This is a genomic window from Seohaeicola nanhaiensis (genome assembly GCF_042654245.1).
In the GTDB taxonomy this organism is placed as follows: domain Bacteria; phylum Pseudomonadota; class Alphaproteobacteria; order Rhodobacterales; family Rhodobacteraceae; genus Seohaeicola_A; species Seohaeicola_A nanhaiensis.
On the sequence record NZ_JBHSGI010000004.1, the window covers coordinates 69,062 to 83,793 of the forward strand.

A 14,732-nucleotide genomic window follows, 5' to 3' on the forward strand; every position below is an offset into this window, starting at 1 on the left:
GCAGCAGACACCTGTTGGGCGCGGGGGATGATCCCGGATGGCTCATCAGGCCCGACCATGAAACGGACTCGTCGGGCCGCGGGCAATTCGAAACTTTTCGCCAAAATCAGGCGGTCGGGCGCATCGGCCGGCGACCGGAACGGACGACGTTAACCTTCTCCCCCGGATTGTTTCCGAAACCGGAAAAGCCCCTCGGGACCATGACCTGCAAAGCCATGTTTCTGAGATGTTTTTAGGCCCGCAGATTTTTGGCAGCGAATCGTTGTTGCGGCGGCAGAAACGTTAACCGGGAAGTAACCCCGCCCGGATCATGCCAAGGTTGCGCCACATTTTAGCCATTTTTTTTCGTCAGACGCGCAACAGTCCGCCAGCACGGTGGCGATTACGGCGCATTTCGCGGGAAATCGGCCGTGCAGGCGGCTGATTCGACTCGTGGCTTGCCCGAATCCACCCGCCGATTCGTGCCGCCTCAGATCAGGCCCACAAACCGCTCCGGTAGCACATACTGGCGCTGTGTCGGCGCGCGCTCGAAGGCCCAATAGCCGGTGTTGCCCCGCGCGCCCCAGGTGCGGTGCATCCGTTTGCGCAGCGGCCCCATGGCAAAGCCGTCCTGCAGCTCCAGCTCGGCGAAGGCCTCGAAGACCGCACGGTCCTCGCCACGCTCTTCCGCGTACCAATGACGCCCGATAGCGGCATCCTTGAAGGACCCGCCCAAGTCTTTGGTGACGGCGTTCCGGCGGTTCATGGCTTCGGCATAGGTTTCGAAGTCGCAGAACTTCAGATGCAGCAGGTAGAGGTGTTCGGGCGTGTGCAGCTTCTGATATTGCGTGAAATGCCCGCCTCGCGCGATCTTGGTCCCGGCCGAAACAACACAGGGTTTCGAATAATGCGGCGCATGGCGGACATGGCGGCGCGGGCCAAGGACGGTGTCGGTGATCGGCTCCTGCTCGATGTCGATGCGGTGGATAACTTCCAGGCCGAGCGGCGTCAGCACCCTGTCGTTCGGCTGATCCTCGAGCCAAGTCTTGAGGTCCGTACCGGCCTCGGGATCGAGCACCACGAGCTCGTCCACGTCGCCCACGATGACATGGGTATAATAACACCGCAGCCCCATGACGAAGTTGTTCAGCATCCGCCAGCGCTTCATGTCGAAGTTGCGGTGCGCATCGCCGGGAATGCCGATGATGTTGCAGCCTTCGGCCAGACGCGCCACCTCGTCGCCGCGGCCATGGTTCACGACATAGCAATTCTCGCGCCCGAACAGCCCGCCGTAATGGCGCAGCCAGGCCTTGAGGAAAAATGCATCGTCGCGCACCATGGTCAGCGCGGCTGCCGTCTGCATCTCTGTCCGCCCCTCGCCCCTGTTTTGCCTTATCCTTAGCCACCCGAGGGGTATAAGAGAATCCACAAGTTTCCATCGGGTGGGCAATCGTTGCAGACCGACCATAGCCAGAGACTCGCGGCCGCGCTGCCCGACAACTTTGCCGAAGGCGGGCTTTTCGTCCGCCGTGCCGGTCCGGTGCCGAAGCGGTACCAGGTCCTGGGCGAACGCTCCTCGGGCACCAATTTCCTGCACCGCCTGCTGCAACGCAACTCGACGTTGGATCCGACCGAGGCGCTGGGGTGGAAGCATGGCCACCCTTCGGCCCTCGCCATTCCGTCCGATGTGGCGGTGATCTGCGTGGTGAGAAATGCCGCCGACTGGGCCTGTTCGATGCATTTCAAGCCCTGGCACGCCGTACCCGTGCTGCAAGAGCTCGACTTTCCCGCCTTCCTGCGCGCGCGCTGGGATACGGTCATCGACCGTCCGCGCTATTTCGGCGGCAAGACCGGCCTGATCGGTCAGCCGCTTCAGGCCGACCGGGATCCGGCGACCGGACTCGCCCCCGCCAACCTGTTCGCGTTACGTCGGGAAAAGCTGCGCGGGCTGCTCGGCTATCTGAACCGCGACTGCACCTGCGCCGTGGTTCGGATGGAAGCGCTGCAGTCCGCGCCCGAGGCCGTGGTCGACCGGTTGGTTGCAGGACTGGGATTGCCCGCGAGAAACAAGCCCTTTCGCGGCGTGACGAAGCGGCTGGGCGCCAAGTTCAAGCCCGCGGTGGCGGTGCGGCCGGTCACACCGTCCGAGCTATCGCCAGCCGACCATGCCTTCATGCTGCAGGAACTCGACCACGCAATCGAAGCGCGCCTGGGTTATATCTATCCCGATCAGGCGCCGCCGGCGTTCTGACGGCGACGTCCCGCGCCGGGACCTTTTCCCCTGCCCGGCCCGCCGGGCCGCTTGCCACCCCCCTTGCCGCCACGGCGGCCGGGTCCGCCGGGCGCGTCCTCGTTCACCCCGCGCCTGCGCCGCACCACACCGATGCGACCCTCATGTGCCACTTTGGCAAAGGTCAGCGGATCGAGACCGGCAAAGACAGCCATCACCCCGCCCCAGTTCTCGTCGACATCATCGAAGAAGAGATAGCCGCCCGGGCGCACCAGCCCCATCAGGCTGGCCACCTCACGGCGCAGATAGCCTTCGGAGTGGTTGCCATCGATCAGGACGAAATCGAATTTCGTGCCGAGCCGCGCGAGGTTCCGCAAAACCTGGGTCGCGCTGAACCCGTGATAGCTGGCATGGCGCGTGGGAGAGGATTTGTCGTTGAGGACACCATACAGCGCGCTTCGGTCCAACGTGAACCCGGTGACCGGCATCCAGTTACCAAGCAACCCATAGCGGGCCATCAGACCCGTCACGAGATCCTGCGGCGAGTCGATGCCGCGATGGGGAATGTTCGGGTCAATGCTGAGCACGACCGAGTCGGCGTGCAATTTTCGCGCGGCATCGGTAATGCAGGCCAGCGAAACGCCCACAAAGTTGCCGATGTGCAGACCCTTGAGCGGCCGGTCGGCGGCCAGGTCGCCCATGTGGCGTGTCACGACCTTCAACGCAGGTTCGGGGATCGACCCTTCGCGGATATCGCGAACAGCACCCGGACGGGCGGCGTTCAGAAATTCCATGGCGTCGGAATAGCTGTAGTCGCAACGCTCGAAAGCTTTGTCGCGCTTTTGCCAGCGGTCCGCGGCAAATCGGGACGTATTGCCCCAGACAATTGGCCAGTTCGCGCGATCCGGAAGCCGGCCCGTGATGCGGTTATACATCCGCACGCCCCGCACCAGAAACGGGGTCAGGATGGATCGTGTCATAATCTCTCTCCGGAAGATCCGCCGGAAATGGCGGTCAACGCCTGCCGGGCGCAGACAATCACGATTTGCCGGCCAAGCCAAGACGGGCCGCACGAATCCGGTTCCCTTTCAACGTATTGCACGCCCCACGCCTGAAGGCTTGAAAGAGATTCGCAACGGCGGAGGCTCTCGGGAGCGTGTAAACAATGAACGATTGAAACGTATCCAAGTTTAACATTCAGAAACAATGCGCCTTACCAAGAGAACATGTTAACTAATTGAAAGAACGCAATCTTCCAAGGCCGCCCTCTCCATCCCCTTCCCGATATCGAAAATTCGCTATGTGTCCCGACACTTTTCCGCCATCTTTTGCCCCCGGTTCGTTCACGGGGGCTTCATGGCCTGTTTCTTGCGCTGCCTTCTGGCGGCTTTGCTGATCTGCGCGGCTGGTGTGGCCGCGGCCAAGCCCAGCCGCTGGTCGATGGTGGGCGAGTGGGACATCTCCTATTACCCGGCCACCGGCGGCTGTCTGGCCTACACGCTCTGGGGACCGACCGCGATGTTCATCGGCTTCGACACCCGCGATGGTGTGACCGCGCTCGACATCACCATACTGGACGAACGCTGGAGCTCGATCACCCCCGGCACGATCTATCCCGTGACCGTCACCTTCGGACGCCGCCTGCCCTGGACGCTCGACATGACCGGCGTTCAGATGGACGGAGCGCCCGGCCTCAACATCCTGGTCAATGCCGAGCGTGACAAGTCCAAGCAGTTGCTGGCCGAATTCCGGCGCGAGACGCGGATGACCTGGGCCTATGGCGAGGCCGAGCTTGGCAGGTTCACCCTGCGCGGATCGCGACGGGCGTTCGACGCGGTGCTGGACTGCCAGCGCCACCACAGCGAACTGACCTCGGCCCGCCCCTAGACCATTGCCTTTTGTCGGCAGCCGCGTCACCTCTTGGAAAAACCGCCGAGGGGGAGACACCGGATGACGCCGCAGGACGCGCACGATCTGCTTGAGAAATACTTCGCCGACTGGGTGCGCGCGCTGGACATGCAGGTGGAAGAGGTGGGGGCGGATCACGTTCTGGTCCGGATGCCGCTGGCGCCCAAGCTGATCCGCGTCGGCGGAATAGTCTCGGGTCAGGCTCTGGCCGCACTCGCCGATACCGCCATGGTGCTCGCGGCCCTGGCGCAGGCCGGCACCTTCCGCGCCTTTGCCACCACCGACCTGCACACCCAGTTTCTGCGCCCCGGCACAGGCAGCGCCATCCTGTGCCGCGCCTCGGTCGTGCGGGCGGGCAAGGCGCTTGTCTTCACCCGCGCCGAGATGAGCGAAGCGGACAGCGGCAAGCTGGTCGCCACCGCCACGGCCTCGTTTTTCGCAGCGTAAACGCCAAACGTTACAGACCGGCCGGAGACATTGCCATGCGCCACTTCGACGAAATCTTCGATATCTCTGCCGGCCGGCACGGCGGCGCCGCCGCGCTGGAGGCGAAGCTGTCCAAGCCGACGCCAGCCGCCGAACTGGCGAAGATACCGGAAGACCGCTGGCTGGCCACCATGACGAAATGCATCTTCCAGTCCGGGTTCAACTGGAAGGTCATCGAAGCCAAATGGGACGGGTTCGAAGCCGCCTTTTCGGGCTTCGACGTCGGCCGCAACGCGCTGATGGACGACGCGACCTTCGACGCCCTGATCCAGGACACGCGGATCGTGCGCAATGGCACCAAGATTTCCGCTGTCCGCGACAACGCCGCCTTTCTGCTGGAACTCCGCGACGAAGGCGGCGCGTCCAAGGTTCTGGGCGGATGGCCATCGACGGATTACATAGGGCTGCTGGACCTGCTCAAGACCCGCGCGGCCCGCATGGGCGGCACGACAGGCCAGTATGCGATGCGCTTTTCCGGGCGAGACAGCTTCATCCTGTCCCAGGACGTGACCGCCCGCCTGATCGCCGAAGGCGTGATCGACAAGCCCGCAGGGTCGAAGTCCTCGATGAAGGCGGTTCAGGCGGCCTTCAATACGTGGATGGAGCAGTCGGGACGCTCGCTTACCGAGATCAGCCGCGTCCTGGCGATGAGCCTGTGAGGCGCAAAATTCCGGTGATCGCGGCTTTGCGGCACTACCCGTTTCACATCCGCGCCGCTAACGTCGCGCCATGATCCTGCGCCTGCTTCTTCTGTCCGTCCTCGCGCTGGCCGCCTGCGGCCGCCCGCTCACCGTCAACGAACGCGCCTTTGCCAGCGCGATCATGGGCGATCAGGTCAACCTCAAACGGGTGCGACTGGTCGATGGCGCGCCGGTCGGGGCCGTCACCTTTCACCGCAAGGCCCGCCCGCGCGTCACCTGCCGCGAATTGATCCTCCCCCCGGTCACCGAGTCGGTTGTCACCGCGAAACCCGCGGCGGTGACGCTGTTCAACACAGTGTTCTTTGCCCGCGACTGGTATACGGACGACTATCTGCGCGGCTATCCCGACCGCATGAACCTGACCGCCGCGATGCTGCTCGGGCACGAGCTGGTCCATGTCTGGCAGTGGCAGAACCGCGCGCGCACCGGATACAGCCCGCTGCGGGCGGCGGTCGAGCATGGCCGGTCCAGCGACCCCTACCTGTTCAACCTCGAAACCTCGCCCGATCTGCTCGACTTCGGGTTCGAACAGCAGGGGTCGATCATGGAGGAATACGTCTGCTGCCGCGCACTGGCGCCCAACGCCGCGCGCACCAAGCGGCTGCACGACATGCTGAGGGCCGATTTCCCGGTGGCCGACCTGCCCCGGAACGGCCGGCGCGAACGCGATGTCATGCTCCCGTGGAAGGGCGCCGAACTGGACGGTATCTGCGACTGAAAGCTCAGCTGCCCTGGATGCTCTCAAGATAGTAGAGAAGTGCCGCCAACGAGCGCGGGGTCGGCGTCATCACCCCGTCCACCTCGACCGGCACCTGTTCGCCCGCCAGCAGCGCGCCGAATTCCGGCATCTGTTCGCGCGGCAGCTTGCCCCGGCCATAGCCGTCGATCTGCGACATCACCATCGCGCGCGGAAAGACCCCGCCATGGCGCGCGGTGATCTCGGTCAGGTTCGGCGCCTTCTTGCGTCCGACCAGAATCCCGCCGCGCGCATCGCGTCCGTGGCAGGACGTGCAGTTCTCGGCGAACAGGACCTCGCCCTCTGACGGTTCCGGCATCGCGTCGACGGCGCATGCGGCAAGCACGGCGGCAACCGGCAGGGCAAAATACAGTTTGAGCAGCATGTTAGGCGCCTCCGATCAGTCGACTTGCAGCGATTCCAGAAAGGCCACCAGATCGACAATCGGCTTGCTGGTCAATATGGGCTGGCCCGCCGGCGTCTTCATCGGCGTATCCTGCCCCTCGAAGAAATAGCCATAGACCGGCATCGGCGACCCATGCGCCACCAGCGGATCGCGCCCGTCGATGCGGGCGACCACGCGCGCGGTCGGGAACTCCCCGCCGTTGCCGGCCTTGAGCTTGGTGAGATTGGTTGGCGGGATCGTCAGAACCCCGGCCATCGGCCCGGTACCATCCGCGTCGAGTCCGTGACAGGTCGCGCAATGGGTGCGGAATACCTCAGCCCCCTCGGCGGCGTCCTGCGCAGTCGCGGAACTGCCGGCTGCCAAGGCCAACCCCAGTAATGCCGCAAATCTCGCAATCATCTTTCCCTCCCCATGGACATGATCTGTAGAGTCAATAATGGATGATTTCCCGGCGCGGACAATGATCGAAATCAACGTCGCCTGCCGGGACAGGATGCCGCTTGGCCTGCCCCGGCCTGTCGGCGTAGTGTCCGGACCGAAAGCGAGGCGCGATGAGAGACACCTGCGATATCCTGATCTCCGGCGGCGGCGTTGCCGGGCTGACTGCCGCCGCGGCCTTTGCCACCTCCGGTTTCCGGGTGATCTGCGTCGATCCGGCGCCGCCCGTCACCGACCGCGAGGCGCAGGGCGCAGACCTGCGCACCACGGCGATCCTGCAACCGGCGCGCGACCTTCTTGAGCGTTGCGGCATCTGGGATCGCTTCGCCCCCCATGCCGAGCCGCTGCAGATCATGCGTATCGTCGATGCCGGCGGCGCGGAGTCGGTGCCCCGCACCGTCAAGGAGTTCAACGCCGCCGATATATCGGAGCAGCCCTTTGGCTGGAACCTGCCGAACTGGCTGATCCGGCGCGAGCTGGTCGCGCAGCTCGCCACCCTGCCCGGCGTCGATTTTCGCCCCGGCACCAGCACCCGCGCCCTGTTCACACGCACGGCCGAGGCGCGCGTGACCTTGTCGGACGGCACCCGCGTTTCGGCCCGGCTGGTCATCGCCGCCGATGGGCGCGACTCACCGATGCGGCAGGCGGCCGGGATCGGGGTCACGACTCATCGCTATGGCCAGAAGGCGCTGGCCTTCGCGGTCACCCATCCCGAACCACATCGCAACGTTTCGACCGAAATCCACCGGTCGGGCGGGCCGTTCACGCTGGTCCCCCTGCCCGATCACGAGGGCAAACCGTATTCCGCCGTCGTCTGGATGGAGCGCGGCCCGCGTGCGTTGGAACTGGCCGCGATGCCGGTGCCCGAGTTCGAGGCGGCAATGACCGACCGCTCCTGCGCGCTGTTCGGACCGCTGACGCTGGCCTCGCGCCGCACCGTCTGGCCGATCATCCTGCAACACGCCGAGCGGATGGCCGGAGAGCGGGTCGCGCTGATGGCCGAGGCCGCGCATGTGGTGCCACCCATAGGGGCGCAGGGGCTGAACATGTCGCTGGCCGACCTGCGCGCCCTGCTCGACCTGGCCGAAGCGCGGCCCGACGGGCTGGGCGACGCGGCGATGCTGGACGCCTATCACCGCGCCCGGATCGGCGATATCCGGATGCGGGTGCACGGGATCGACCTGCTGAACCGCGCCTCGATGGCCGGCGCGCAGCCCCTGCTCGTCGCGCGCGCGGTCGGGCTGAACGCGCTTTACGGTCTGGCACCGGTGCGGCACACGCTGATGCGCATGGGGCTGGGCGTGCGCTGAGGCGCGCGCCCGATCACAGCACCTGATCAACCACCCGCTGCAACCGAGCCAGGGTGCCGTCGACATCATACAGCTTGTCGAGCCCGAAGAGCCCCAGCCGGAAGGTGCGGAAATCCGGGCCTTCGTCGCATTGCAGCGGCACGCCGGCGGCAATCTGCATCCCGAGTGCCGCGAACTTCTTGCCGTTCTGAATGTCCGGATCGCTCGTATAGCTGACCACCACACCCGGCGCACCAAAGCCATCGGCCGCAACCGAGACGACACCCTTGGCCCTGAGCATGGCGCGCACGCCATCGCCCAGCTTCCACTGCGCCTCGCGCAGGCGGTCAAAGCCATAGTCCCGCGTCTCGTTCATGGTGTCGCGGAAATCGCGCAGCGCATCCGTGGGCATGGTTGCATGATAGGCATGGCCGCCGCCCTCGTAGGCCGCCATGATCGACCGCCATTTCTTCAGATCGACCGCAAAGCTGTCCGAGGTCGTCTCTTCCAGCCGCGCCGCGCCCCGTTCCGAGAGCATGACCAGACCGGCGCAGGGCGAAGCGCTCCAGCCCTTCTGCGGGGCCGAGATCAGGACATCGACACCCGTGGCCTTCATGTCGACCCAGGCACAGCCCGAGGCGATGCAGTCGAGCACCATCAGCGCGCCGACCTCATGCGCTGCCGCCGCAAGGGCGGTCACATAATCGTCGGGCAGGATCACGCCGGCGGCGGTTTCGACATGGGGCGCGAAGACGACTTCGGGTTTCTGGTCGCGGATGGCGGCGACCACCTCGTCGATCGGCGCGGGGGCAAAGGGCGACGGAGCCGCGTTGCCGGTGCGCCGCGCCTTCATCACCGTGGCGCTTGAGGCGATGCCGCCAGTTTCGACGATCTGACTCCAGCGGTACGAGAACCAGCCGTTGCGCACCACCAGCACCTTGGCGCCGCGGGCGAACTGACGGGCCACCGCCTCCATCGCATAGGTTCCGCCGCCGGGCACCACCGCAACCGCGTCGGCGTTGTAGACCTCCTTGAGGGTGGCCGAGATATCCCGCATCACCTGCTGGAAGGTCTGGCTCATGTGGTTCAGCGACCGGTCGGTGAAGACGACCGAGAATTCGTCCAGACCCTGGGGGTCGATATCGTCGCGCAATGCCATGGTGTCCTCCGTCGCTGGCCTCGCACAAGCGCATAGCGCAGGCCGCGCGGAACTTCAAAAGCCGAATTCGCCCAAGGCGGCGCGCGCTCACCCGCGCGCGTAGTGCGCCTCGTGTTCCGCGAAGGTGGCCAGCTGGTCGGCGATGGCCTTGCGGTATCCGGGGCGGGACGCGTGCAGCTCGAAATAGGCGGCGATTTCGGGGTGATCCGCCATCAGCCCCCGCTTTTCGGCAGAGACAAGAACTGAAGTCATCATCAGGTCTGCAACCGTAAAGCGGCCCGCCACCAGATGCGACCGCCCGTCCAGCGCCCCGGCCACCCGCTTCAGACGCTGGTCGAAATGCCCCTTCGCCGCGGGGTTCATGTCCTTGGCCGTCTGCGCGTCCTTCAGCCCGAACCGCGCAGGCTCCATCTCGCAGAAGCGCAGGAACCCCAGCATGAAGGCCGCCGGCTCCACCGAATTCAGCGCGGCGAAGACCCAGCTCAGGCAGGCGTCGCGCTCTGCCCGGCCGGACGGCAGCAGGGCCTCGGACTGTTCGGCGATCCGCCAGACGCAGGCGCCGGTCTCGAACATCGTCACCCCGTCCTGCTCCATCGTCGGAATCTGGCCGAAGGGCTGGCGCTTCAGATTGGCCGGTTCGCCCTGGCTGCCCTGCGCGACCAGTTCGACCTTGTAAGGAAGCCCCGCCTCTTCCAGCGCCCAACGCAGGCGCAGGTCGCGCACCTGCCCCTTGGCGATATCGGGAACCCAATCGTAGGCGGTGATGGTGATGGCAGACATCGGACGTTCCCCCCATTTATGTTTATATCAACATAAATGGGCCATCCCCCCAGTCAAGCCTTCCCTACAGGGGTCCCAGCCGCCGCTCCTCGCTCAGCATCACATTGGCCTCCAGCTCGCCCGCGCCCGGCAGGGTCATGATGCGCCTCCGCAGCACACGTTCGAAATCCGGCAGATCGCGCGCCACCACGCGCAGGCGGAAATCGTAAAGACCCAATACATGCTCGACCGTCTGCACCTCGGGAATCGCGCTGACCGCGCGTTCAAAGTCGGCAAAGCTCGCCTGCCCCTTGCGCGCCAGCTTGATGCCAAGGAAGACCGTCACACCGAACCCCAGCGCCTGGGCGTTCAGCCGCAGCCGGCGGCCCTTGATCGCCCCGCCCTCTTCCAGCCGCTTGATCCGCCGCCAGGTCGCGGGCTGCGACAGGCCGAACCGGCGGCCAAGCGCGCCGGCCGTCTGGGTTGCATCCTGCGCCAGCGCGCGCAGCAGCTGGCGGTCGATCTGGTCCAGATCCATCATAGCGGCAGGGTCTCGTCCGATTTCACCCGCGCAATATGCATCAGCGCCTCGACATCGGCGATATGCGGCAGCGTCAGGATACGGTCGCGATAGATCTCCTGATAGTGCGGCAGGTCGCGCGCGATCACCAGAAGACGCAGATCGACGCGGCCCAGAAAGGTCTGGATCTCCAGCACCTCTGGCACCTCGCGCGCCGCGGCGATGAATTCGTCGAAGGCGCGCGGCTGCGTCTTGTCCAGCGTGAAGCGCAGGCTGACCTCGACCCCATAGCCAAGCGCGGCCCAGTCGATTTCGGCCTCGTGGCTCAGGATGATGCCCTGCGCCGTCATCGCCTCGATCCGGCGCCAGCACGACGCGGCGGACAGCCCGCAGCGTTCGGACAGTTCGGCATTGGTGAGGCCCGGGTCCGCCTGCAAATGGCGCAACAGGCGTCGGTCGGTGTCGTCCAGCATGGTTCATCCGGGAATTGTGAATTCAGCGCATGATCATATCGCAGGTGCAGCGCCCGGCGTCAAACCGATCCGATCACGCACAACAGCGCGGATGGGCTGCCAAAATGTCACATCGCGCCATGGCTTCTCAACAATCCCGAAAAATGCTGCACAGCACAAATGCCGTGGGTTAAGTCTTGGAAAACAAGACAACAAACCGGCGGGCAGCAGCGACCGGTCGAGGCAGACAGAAGGCAATGACCGAAAGAACCATCCACGTCTTCGCGAAAAGCGGGATGACGATCGTGCGCGACTCCGGCGCACCCTGCAACCAGTCGGATATCGTCGGGAACGCGCTGAACGGAGACGCCTTCAGTTGGGAGAACCCGACGGATCTCTCGCTCACCTTTCCCTCGCAAAAGGTCGCCATCACCTTTGACGACAAGGATGGCTATCTTACCGACGACCCCTTCGCCGGCTCTACGGTGCACGACCAGCAGCTGACCGAGGCCACCACCATCAACGGCAAGACCTATCAGCCAAGTGATGAACATGTGCGCTGGAAGGAAAATCCGCCGGTCAACATCGAGAATGAATACGAGGTGACCCTCTTCGATGCCGCGGGGAATTGTTACCGCATGGTCGGCGTCTCGATCACCCAGGGCTACAACACCGAAGTCGTCGGGGTAATGTTCGAAGGCCCCGAACCGCCCCCCGGAACGGTGCTGCATTACAAACAGGGCATCTCGCAATACAGCTCCGGCCAGAGCATGGAGATTACCGACGCTGCAAGCACCTTCCAGGTCGTGGTCTGCTTTCTTGAAGGCACTTTGATCGACACGCCCGAAGGCCCGCGCCCGATCGAGGCACTGGCGGTCGGCGACCGTGTTCTGACCCTGGACGACGGCCCCCAGCCGCTGCGCTGGACCGGGCGGTTCGAGGCCTTTGGGCGCGGGGCGCTGGCTCCGATCCGCATCGCCAAAGGCACATTCGGCAATCGCCGCGACCTGCTGGTCTCGCCCAATCATCGCATGCTGCTGCGCTCGCCCGCCGCCGAGCTGCACTTCGGCCAGTCCGAGGTTCTGGTTCCGGCCAAGGCGCTGGTCGATGGCGAGCGCGTCCGGCCGGTTCCCATGCGGCGCGTCGTCTATCACCACCTGCTGCTAGACCACCATGCGGCGGTCTTTGCCGAAGGCATCGCCAGCGAAACCCTGTTCCTGGGCGACATCACGCTGTCCATCGTGGGCACGGCGGCACAGGCGGACCTGCGGGAAAACTTCCCGCACCTCATGGGCATGACATTGTGCCGGAGCAGCCTGACACCCGCCGAGACGCAGGTCATCGGCACATCCGGTTTCAGCGGGATTTCGCGGCAAGGGTCAGTCTCGCCCGCGGATGCCCAAGCCGTTCTCCAGCGGGTCGCCTGACAAGACGCATGAACTTTCCGCAGATCGTGGTTCGGAAGAATTACGATCTCACCTGTCACCCAGTTTCTTCAAAAGATTGCACGAAACCTCTTGGCCTATGCCCTATGGTGCGCGGCATCTGTAGAGAGAGGAACCAACATGCGCGTTTATTATGACCGCGACTGCGACATCAACCTGATCAAGGACAAGAAAGTGGCGATCCTGGGCTATGGCAGCCAGGGCCACGCGCATGCGCTGAACCTGCGCGACTCCGGCGCCAAGAACCTTGTCGTCGCCCTGCGCGAGGGCTCTCCCTCGGCCAAGAAGGCCGAAGGCGAAGGGCTGAAGGTCATGGGCATCGCCGAGGCCGCCGCCTGGTGCGACCTGATCATGTTCACCATGCCCGACGAGCTGCAGGCCGAGACCTATAAGAAATACGTCCATGACAACCTGAAGGAAGGCTCGGCCATCGCCTTCGCGCACGGCCTGAACGTGCACTTCGGCCTGATCGAGCCGAAAAAAGGCGTCGACGTCATCATGATGGCGCCCAAGGGCCCCGGCCACACCGTGCGCGGCGAATATACCAAGGGCGGCGGCGTGCCCTGCCTCGTGGCCGTGCACAACGACGCCTCGGGCCGCGCGCTGGAACTGGGCCTGTCCTATTGCTCGGCCATCGGCGGCGGCCGCTCGGGCATCATCGAGACCAACTTCCGCCAGGAATGCGAAACCGACCTCTTCGGCGAACAGGCCGTGCTCTGCGGCGGTCTGGTCGAACTGATCCGCATGGGCTTCGAGACGCTGGTCGAGGCGGGTTACGAGCCGGAAATGGCCTATTTCGAATGCCTGCATGAGGTGAAGCTGATCGTCGACCTGATCTATGAAGGCGGCATCGCCAACATGAACTACTCGATCTCGAACACCGCCGAATATGGCGAATATGTCAGCGGCCCGCGCATCCTGCCCTACGACGAGACCAAGGCCCGGATGAAAGAGGTTCTGCGCGACATCCAGACCGGCAAATTCGTCCGCGACTTCATGCAGGAAAACGCCGTCGGCCAGCCGATGTTCAAGGCAACCCGCCGCCTGAACGACGAACACCAGATCGAACAGGTCGGCGAGAAGCTGCGCGCCATGATGCCCTGGATCTCCAAGGGCAAGATGGTCGACAAGGCCAAGAACTGATCCGCGAGACCTCGCGACAGTCAGGCGCTCCGGAGACATCCGGGGCGCCTTTTCCGTTCAGGGGGCGATGCTTCGCTGCCGGGCGAAGGGATTGCGATTGACCCGGGCGCCGCGCCGCGCTTTGTCACGGGCATGAGCGATACACCCAATATCACCCTCGCCAGCTGGATCATGATCATCGCCCTCGGGTTTGTCTGGGGCGGAACCTTCATGGTGCAGGCGATGGCGCTAGAGACCGAGCCGCCGCTGTGGGTCGCGGCCGGGCGTATCACATTTGCGGCTGTCATCACCGGGGCGGTCTGGATCGCGCGGGGCGCGCGGATGTTCACGACGGCACAGCGGGACTGGCCGGCGCTGGTGGCGGCCTCGGTCCTGTCGGCGGCGGCGCCGTTCATGCTGCTGGCCTGGGGGCAGCAATATGTGACCTCCTCCTTCACCGGGGTCAGCATGGCGGCGGTCGCGCTCTTCGTGCTCCCGCTGGCCCATTTCCTGCTGCCGGGCGAGCGTCTGACGATGCGGCGCGCGATCGGGTTCCTGATCGGCTTTGCCGGTATCCTCGTACTGATGGGGCCCGAAACCTTTGTCAGCACCGGTGCCGGGATGGAGCCGTTCGGCCGGCTCGCCTGTCTGGGCGCGGCGGCCTGCTATGCGGTCAGTTCGGTGCTTCTGCGCCGCCTGCCGCCGCTGGATCCGGTGGGGATTTCGGCGGCGACGCTGCTGATTGGCTCGGCGGTGGTGGTGCCGCTGGCGCTGGCGAGCCACGGTCTGCCGGCGGATCCCGGCCCGCGGGGGCTGGCCCTGATCGCCCTGCTGGGGCTGCTGCCCACGGCGGCCGCCAATCTGTTGCGCATCATCGTGGCCCGCACGGCGGGGCCCGTGTTCATGAGCCTGACGAACTATCAGGTGCCGCTGTGGTCGGTCTCGCTGGGCGTGATCTTCCTGGGCGAGCCGCTGAAGTTGTCCCTACTGCTGGCGACGGCGCTCATTCTGGTGGGTGTGGCGCTGACCCAATGGGGGGCGCTGGTCCGGCTGTTTTCGCGCCAGAACAGGCGTCCCAGCTAGGACGGGGGGTCAAGGTATT

The 14,732-nt window shown here is 65.0% G+C and carries 17 protein-coding genes; 9 read left to right on the forward strand and 8 right to left on the reverse strand.

Annotation, left to right across the window (positions count from 1 at the left end):
- Positions 1 to 469: 469 nt before the first annotated feature.
- The gene (locus tag ACFO5X_RS06690; RefSeq protein WP_380716505.1) at positions 470 to 1,342 is read right to left on the reverse strand and encodes a glycosyltransferase family 2 protein; all 873 of its coding nucleotides are present in this window, start codon (positions 1,340 to 1,342) and stop codon (positions 470 to 472) included.
- A 90-nt stretch (positions 1,343 to 1,432) separates the two neighbouring features.
- Here ACFO5X_RS06690 and ACFO5X_RS06695 point away from each other — a divergent pair, with 90 nt between their 5' ends.
- Positions 1,433 to 2,230 (forward strand): hypothetical protein, encoded by a 798-nt coding sequence (locus tag ACFO5X_RS06695; protein ID WP_380716506.1) that lies wholly within the window; start codon positions 1,433 to 1,435, stop codon positions 2,228 to 2,230.
- Here the strand turns inward: ACFO5X_RS06695 and ACFO5X_RS06700 are convergent.
- Positions 2,209 to 3,189 (reverse strand): class I SAM-dependent methyltransferase, encoded by a 981-nt coding sequence (locus ACFO5X_RS06700; RefSeq protein ID WP_380716507.1) that lies wholly within the window; start codon positions 3,187 to 3,189, stop codon positions 2,209 to 2,211. The genes ACFO5X_RS06695 and ACFO5X_RS06700 overlap by 22 nt on opposite strands.
- A 376-nt stretch (positions 3,190 to 3,565) precedes the next feature.
- Here ACFO5X_RS06700 and ACFO5X_RS06705 point away from each other — a divergent pair, with 376 nt between their 5' ends.
- From ACFO5X_RS06705 to ACFO5X_RS06720, 4 genes are all read left to right on the forward strand, one after another.
- On the forward strand, positions 3,566 to 4,096 hold the full coding sequence (locus ACFO5X_RS06705) for a hypothetical protein (protein WP_380716508.1): 531 nt from the start codon (positions 3,566 to 3,568) through the stop codon (positions 4,094 to 4,096).
- Positions 4,097 to 4,159: 63 nt separating this feature from the next.
- Positions 4,160 to 4,564: a PaaI family thioesterase gene (locus ACFO5X_RS06710; RefSeq protein ID WP_380716509.1), complete on the forward strand. Its 405-nt coding sequence runs from the start codon at positions 4,160 to 4,162 to the stop codon at positions 4,562 to 4,564.
- A gap of 35 nt (positions 4,565 to 4,599) precedes the next feature.
- Positions 4,600 to 5,262, forward strand: coding sequence for a DNA-3-methyladenine glycosylase I (locus ACFO5X_RS06715; protein WP_380716510.1), 663 nt, complete (start codon positions 4,600 to 4,602; stop codon positions 5,260 to 5,262).
- 70 nt (positions 5,263 to 5,332) lie between these two features.
- A complete protein-coding gene (locus ACFO5X_RS06720) occupies positions 5,333 to 6,022 on the forward strand; it encodes an eCIS core domain-containing protein (protein ID WP_380716511.1) in 690 nt (229 codons plus the stop codon).
- A 4-nt stretch (positions 6,023 to 6,026) separates the two neighbouring features.
- Here ACFO5X_RS06720 and ACFO5X_RS06725 read toward each other — a convergent pair whose 3' ends face one another.
- Entirely contained in the window at positions 6,027 to 6,425 is a 399-nt protein-coding gene (locus ACFO5X_RS06725; RefSeq protein WP_380716512.1) for a c-type cytochrome, read from the reverse strand.
- A gap of 15 nt (positions 6,426 to 6,440) precedes the next feature.
- Entirely contained in the window at positions 6,441 to 6,845 is a 405-nt protein-coding gene (locus ACFO5X_RS06730) for a c-type cytochrome (protein WP_380716513.1), read from the reverse strand.
- Positions 6,846 to 6,997: 152 nt separating this feature from the next.
- On the opposite strand from ACFO5X_RS06730, the gene ACFO5X_RS06735 reads away from it, so the two are divergent.
- Complete coding sequence (locus tag ACFO5X_RS06735) at positions 6,998 to 8,194, forward strand: UbiH/UbiF family hydroxylase (RefSeq protein WP_380716514.1); 1,197 nt, start codon at positions 6,998 to 7,000, stop codon at positions 8,192 to 8,194.
- Positions 8,195 to 8,207: 13 nt separating this feature from the next.
- Here ACFO5X_RS06735 and ACFO5X_RS06740 read toward each other — a convergent pair whose 3' ends face one another.
- The 4 genes from ACFO5X_RS06740 to ACFO5X_RS06755 all read right to left on the reverse strand — a co-directional run bounded on the left by ACFO5X_RS06740 (position 8,208) and on the right by ACFO5X_RS06755 (position 11,084).
- On the reverse strand, positions 8,208 to 9,332 hold the full coding sequence (locus tag ACFO5X_RS06740) for an aminotransferase class V-fold PLP-dependent enzyme (RefSeq protein ID WP_380716515.1): 1,125 nt from the start codon (positions 9,330 to 9,332) through the stop codon (positions 8,208 to 8,210).
- An 87-nt stretch (positions 9,333 to 9,419) separates the two neighbouring features.
- Positions 9,420 to 10,112, reverse strand: a complete 693-nt coding sequence (locus tag ACFO5X_RS06745) for a glutathione S-transferase family protein (RefSeq protein WP_380716516.1) — start codon at positions 10,110 to 10,112, stop codon at positions 9,420 to 9,422.
- Between the two features lie 64 nt (positions 10,113 to 10,176).
- Entirely contained in the window at positions 10,177 to 10,632 is a 456-nt protein-coding gene (locus ACFO5X_RS06750) for an Lrp/AsnC family transcriptional regulator (protein WP_380716517.1), read from the reverse strand.
- Positions 10,629 to 11,084 (reverse strand): Lrp/AsnC family transcriptional regulator, encoded by a 456-nt coding sequence (locus tag ACFO5X_RS06755; RefSeq protein WP_380716518.1) that lies wholly within the window; start codon positions 11,082 to 11,084, stop codon positions 10,629 to 10,631. The genes ACFO5X_RS06750 and ACFO5X_RS06755 overlap by 4 nt, the downstream gene beginning before the upstream one ends.
- Before the next feature lie 236 nt (positions 11,085 to 11,320).
- Between ACFO5X_RS06755 and ACFO5X_RS06760 the strand changes: the two genes are divergently transcribed.
- From ACFO5X_RS06760 to ACFO5X_RS06770, 3 genes are all read left to right on the forward strand, one after another.
- On the forward strand, positions 11,321 to 12,490 hold the full coding sequence (locus tag ACFO5X_RS06760) for a Hint domain-containing protein (RefSeq protein WP_380716519.1): 1,170 nt from the start codon (positions 11,321 to 11,323) through the stop codon (positions 12,488 to 12,490).
- A 138-nt stretch (positions 12,491 to 12,628) separates the two neighbouring features.
- Positions 12,629 to 13,651, forward strand: coding sequence for a ketol-acid reductoisomerase (gene ilvC, locus ACFO5X_RS06765; protein ID WP_380716520.1), 1,023 nt, complete (start codon positions 12,629 to 12,631; stop codon positions 13,649 to 13,651).
- A gap of 132 nt (positions 13,652 to 13,783) precedes the next feature.
- Complete coding sequence (locus tag ACFO5X_RS06770) at positions 13,784 to 14,713, forward strand: DMT family transporter (protein ID WP_380716521.1); 930 nt, start codon at positions 13,784 to 13,786, stop codon at positions 14,711 to 14,713.
- Positions 14,714 to 14,732 lie beyond the last annotated feature (19 nt).

Excerpts from the sequence above, each read along its gene's own strand:
- ACFO5X_RS06690 (WP_380716505.1), bottom strand. The coding sequence starts at position 1,342 with ATGCAGACGGCAGCCGCGCTGACCATGGTGCGCGACGATGCATTTTTC.
- ACFO5X_RS06700 (WP_380716507.1), bottom strand. The coding sequence starts at position 3,189 with ATGACACGATCCATCCTGACCCCGTTTCTGGTGCGGGGCGTGCGGATG.
- ACFO5X_RS06705 (WP_380716508.1), top strand. The coding sequence starts at position 3,566 with ATGGCCTGTTTCTTGCGCTGCCTTCTGGCGGCTTTGCTGATCTGCGCG.
- ACFO5X_RS06710 (WP_380716509.1), top strand. The coding sequence starts at position 4,160 with ATGACGCCGCAGGACGCGCACGATCTGCTTGAGAAATACTTCGCCGAC.
- ACFO5X_RS06715 (WP_380716510.1), top strand. The coding sequence starts at position 4,600 with ATGCGCCACTTCGACGAAATCTTCGATATCTCTGCCGGCCGGCACGGC.
- ACFO5X_RS06720 (WP_380716511.1), top strand. The coding sequence starts at position 5,333 with ATGATCCTGCGCCTGCTTCTTCTGTCCGTCCTCGCGCTGGCCGCCTGC.
- ACFO5X_RS06725 (WP_380716512.1), bottom strand. The coding sequence starts at position 6,425 with ATGCTGCTCAAACTGTATTTTGCCCTGCCGGTTGCCGCCGTGCTTGCC.
- ACFO5X_RS06730 (WP_380716513.1), bottom strand. The coding sequence starts at position 6,845 with ATGATTGCGAGATTTGCGGCATTACTGGGGTTGGCCTTGGCAGCCGGC.
- ACFO5X_RS06735 (WP_380716514.1), top strand. The coding sequence starts at position 6,998 with ATGAGAGACACCTGCGATATCCTGATCTCCGGCGGCGGCGTTGCCGGG.
- ACFO5X_RS06740 (WP_380716515.1), bottom strand. The coding sequence starts at position 9,332 with ATGGCATTGCGCGACGATATCGACCCCCAGGGTCTGGACGAATTCTCG.
- ACFO5X_RS06745 (WP_380716516.1), bottom strand. The coding sequence starts at position 10,112 with ATGTCTGCCATCACCATCACCGCCTACGATTGGGTTCCCGATATCGCC.
- ACFO5X_RS06750 (WP_380716517.1), bottom strand. The coding sequence starts at position 10,632 with ATGATGGATCTGGACCAGATCGACCGCCAGCTGCTGCGCGCGCTGGCG.
- ACFO5X_RS06755 (WP_380716518.1), bottom strand. The coding sequence starts at position 11,084 with ATGCTGGACGACACCGACCGACGCCTGTTGCGCCATTTGCAGGCGGAC.
- ACFO5X_RS06760 (WP_380716519.1), top strand. The coding sequence starts at position 11,321 with ATGACCGAAAGAACCATCCACGTCTTCGCGAAAAGCGGGATGACGATC.
- ilvC (WP_380716520.1), top strand. The coding sequence starts at position 12,629 with ATGCGCGTTTATTATGACCGCGACTGCGACATCAACCTGATCAAGGAC.
- ACFO5X_RS06770 (WP_380716521.1), top strand. The coding sequence starts at position 13,784 with ATGAGCGATACACCCAATATCACCCTCGCCAGCTGGATCATGATCATC.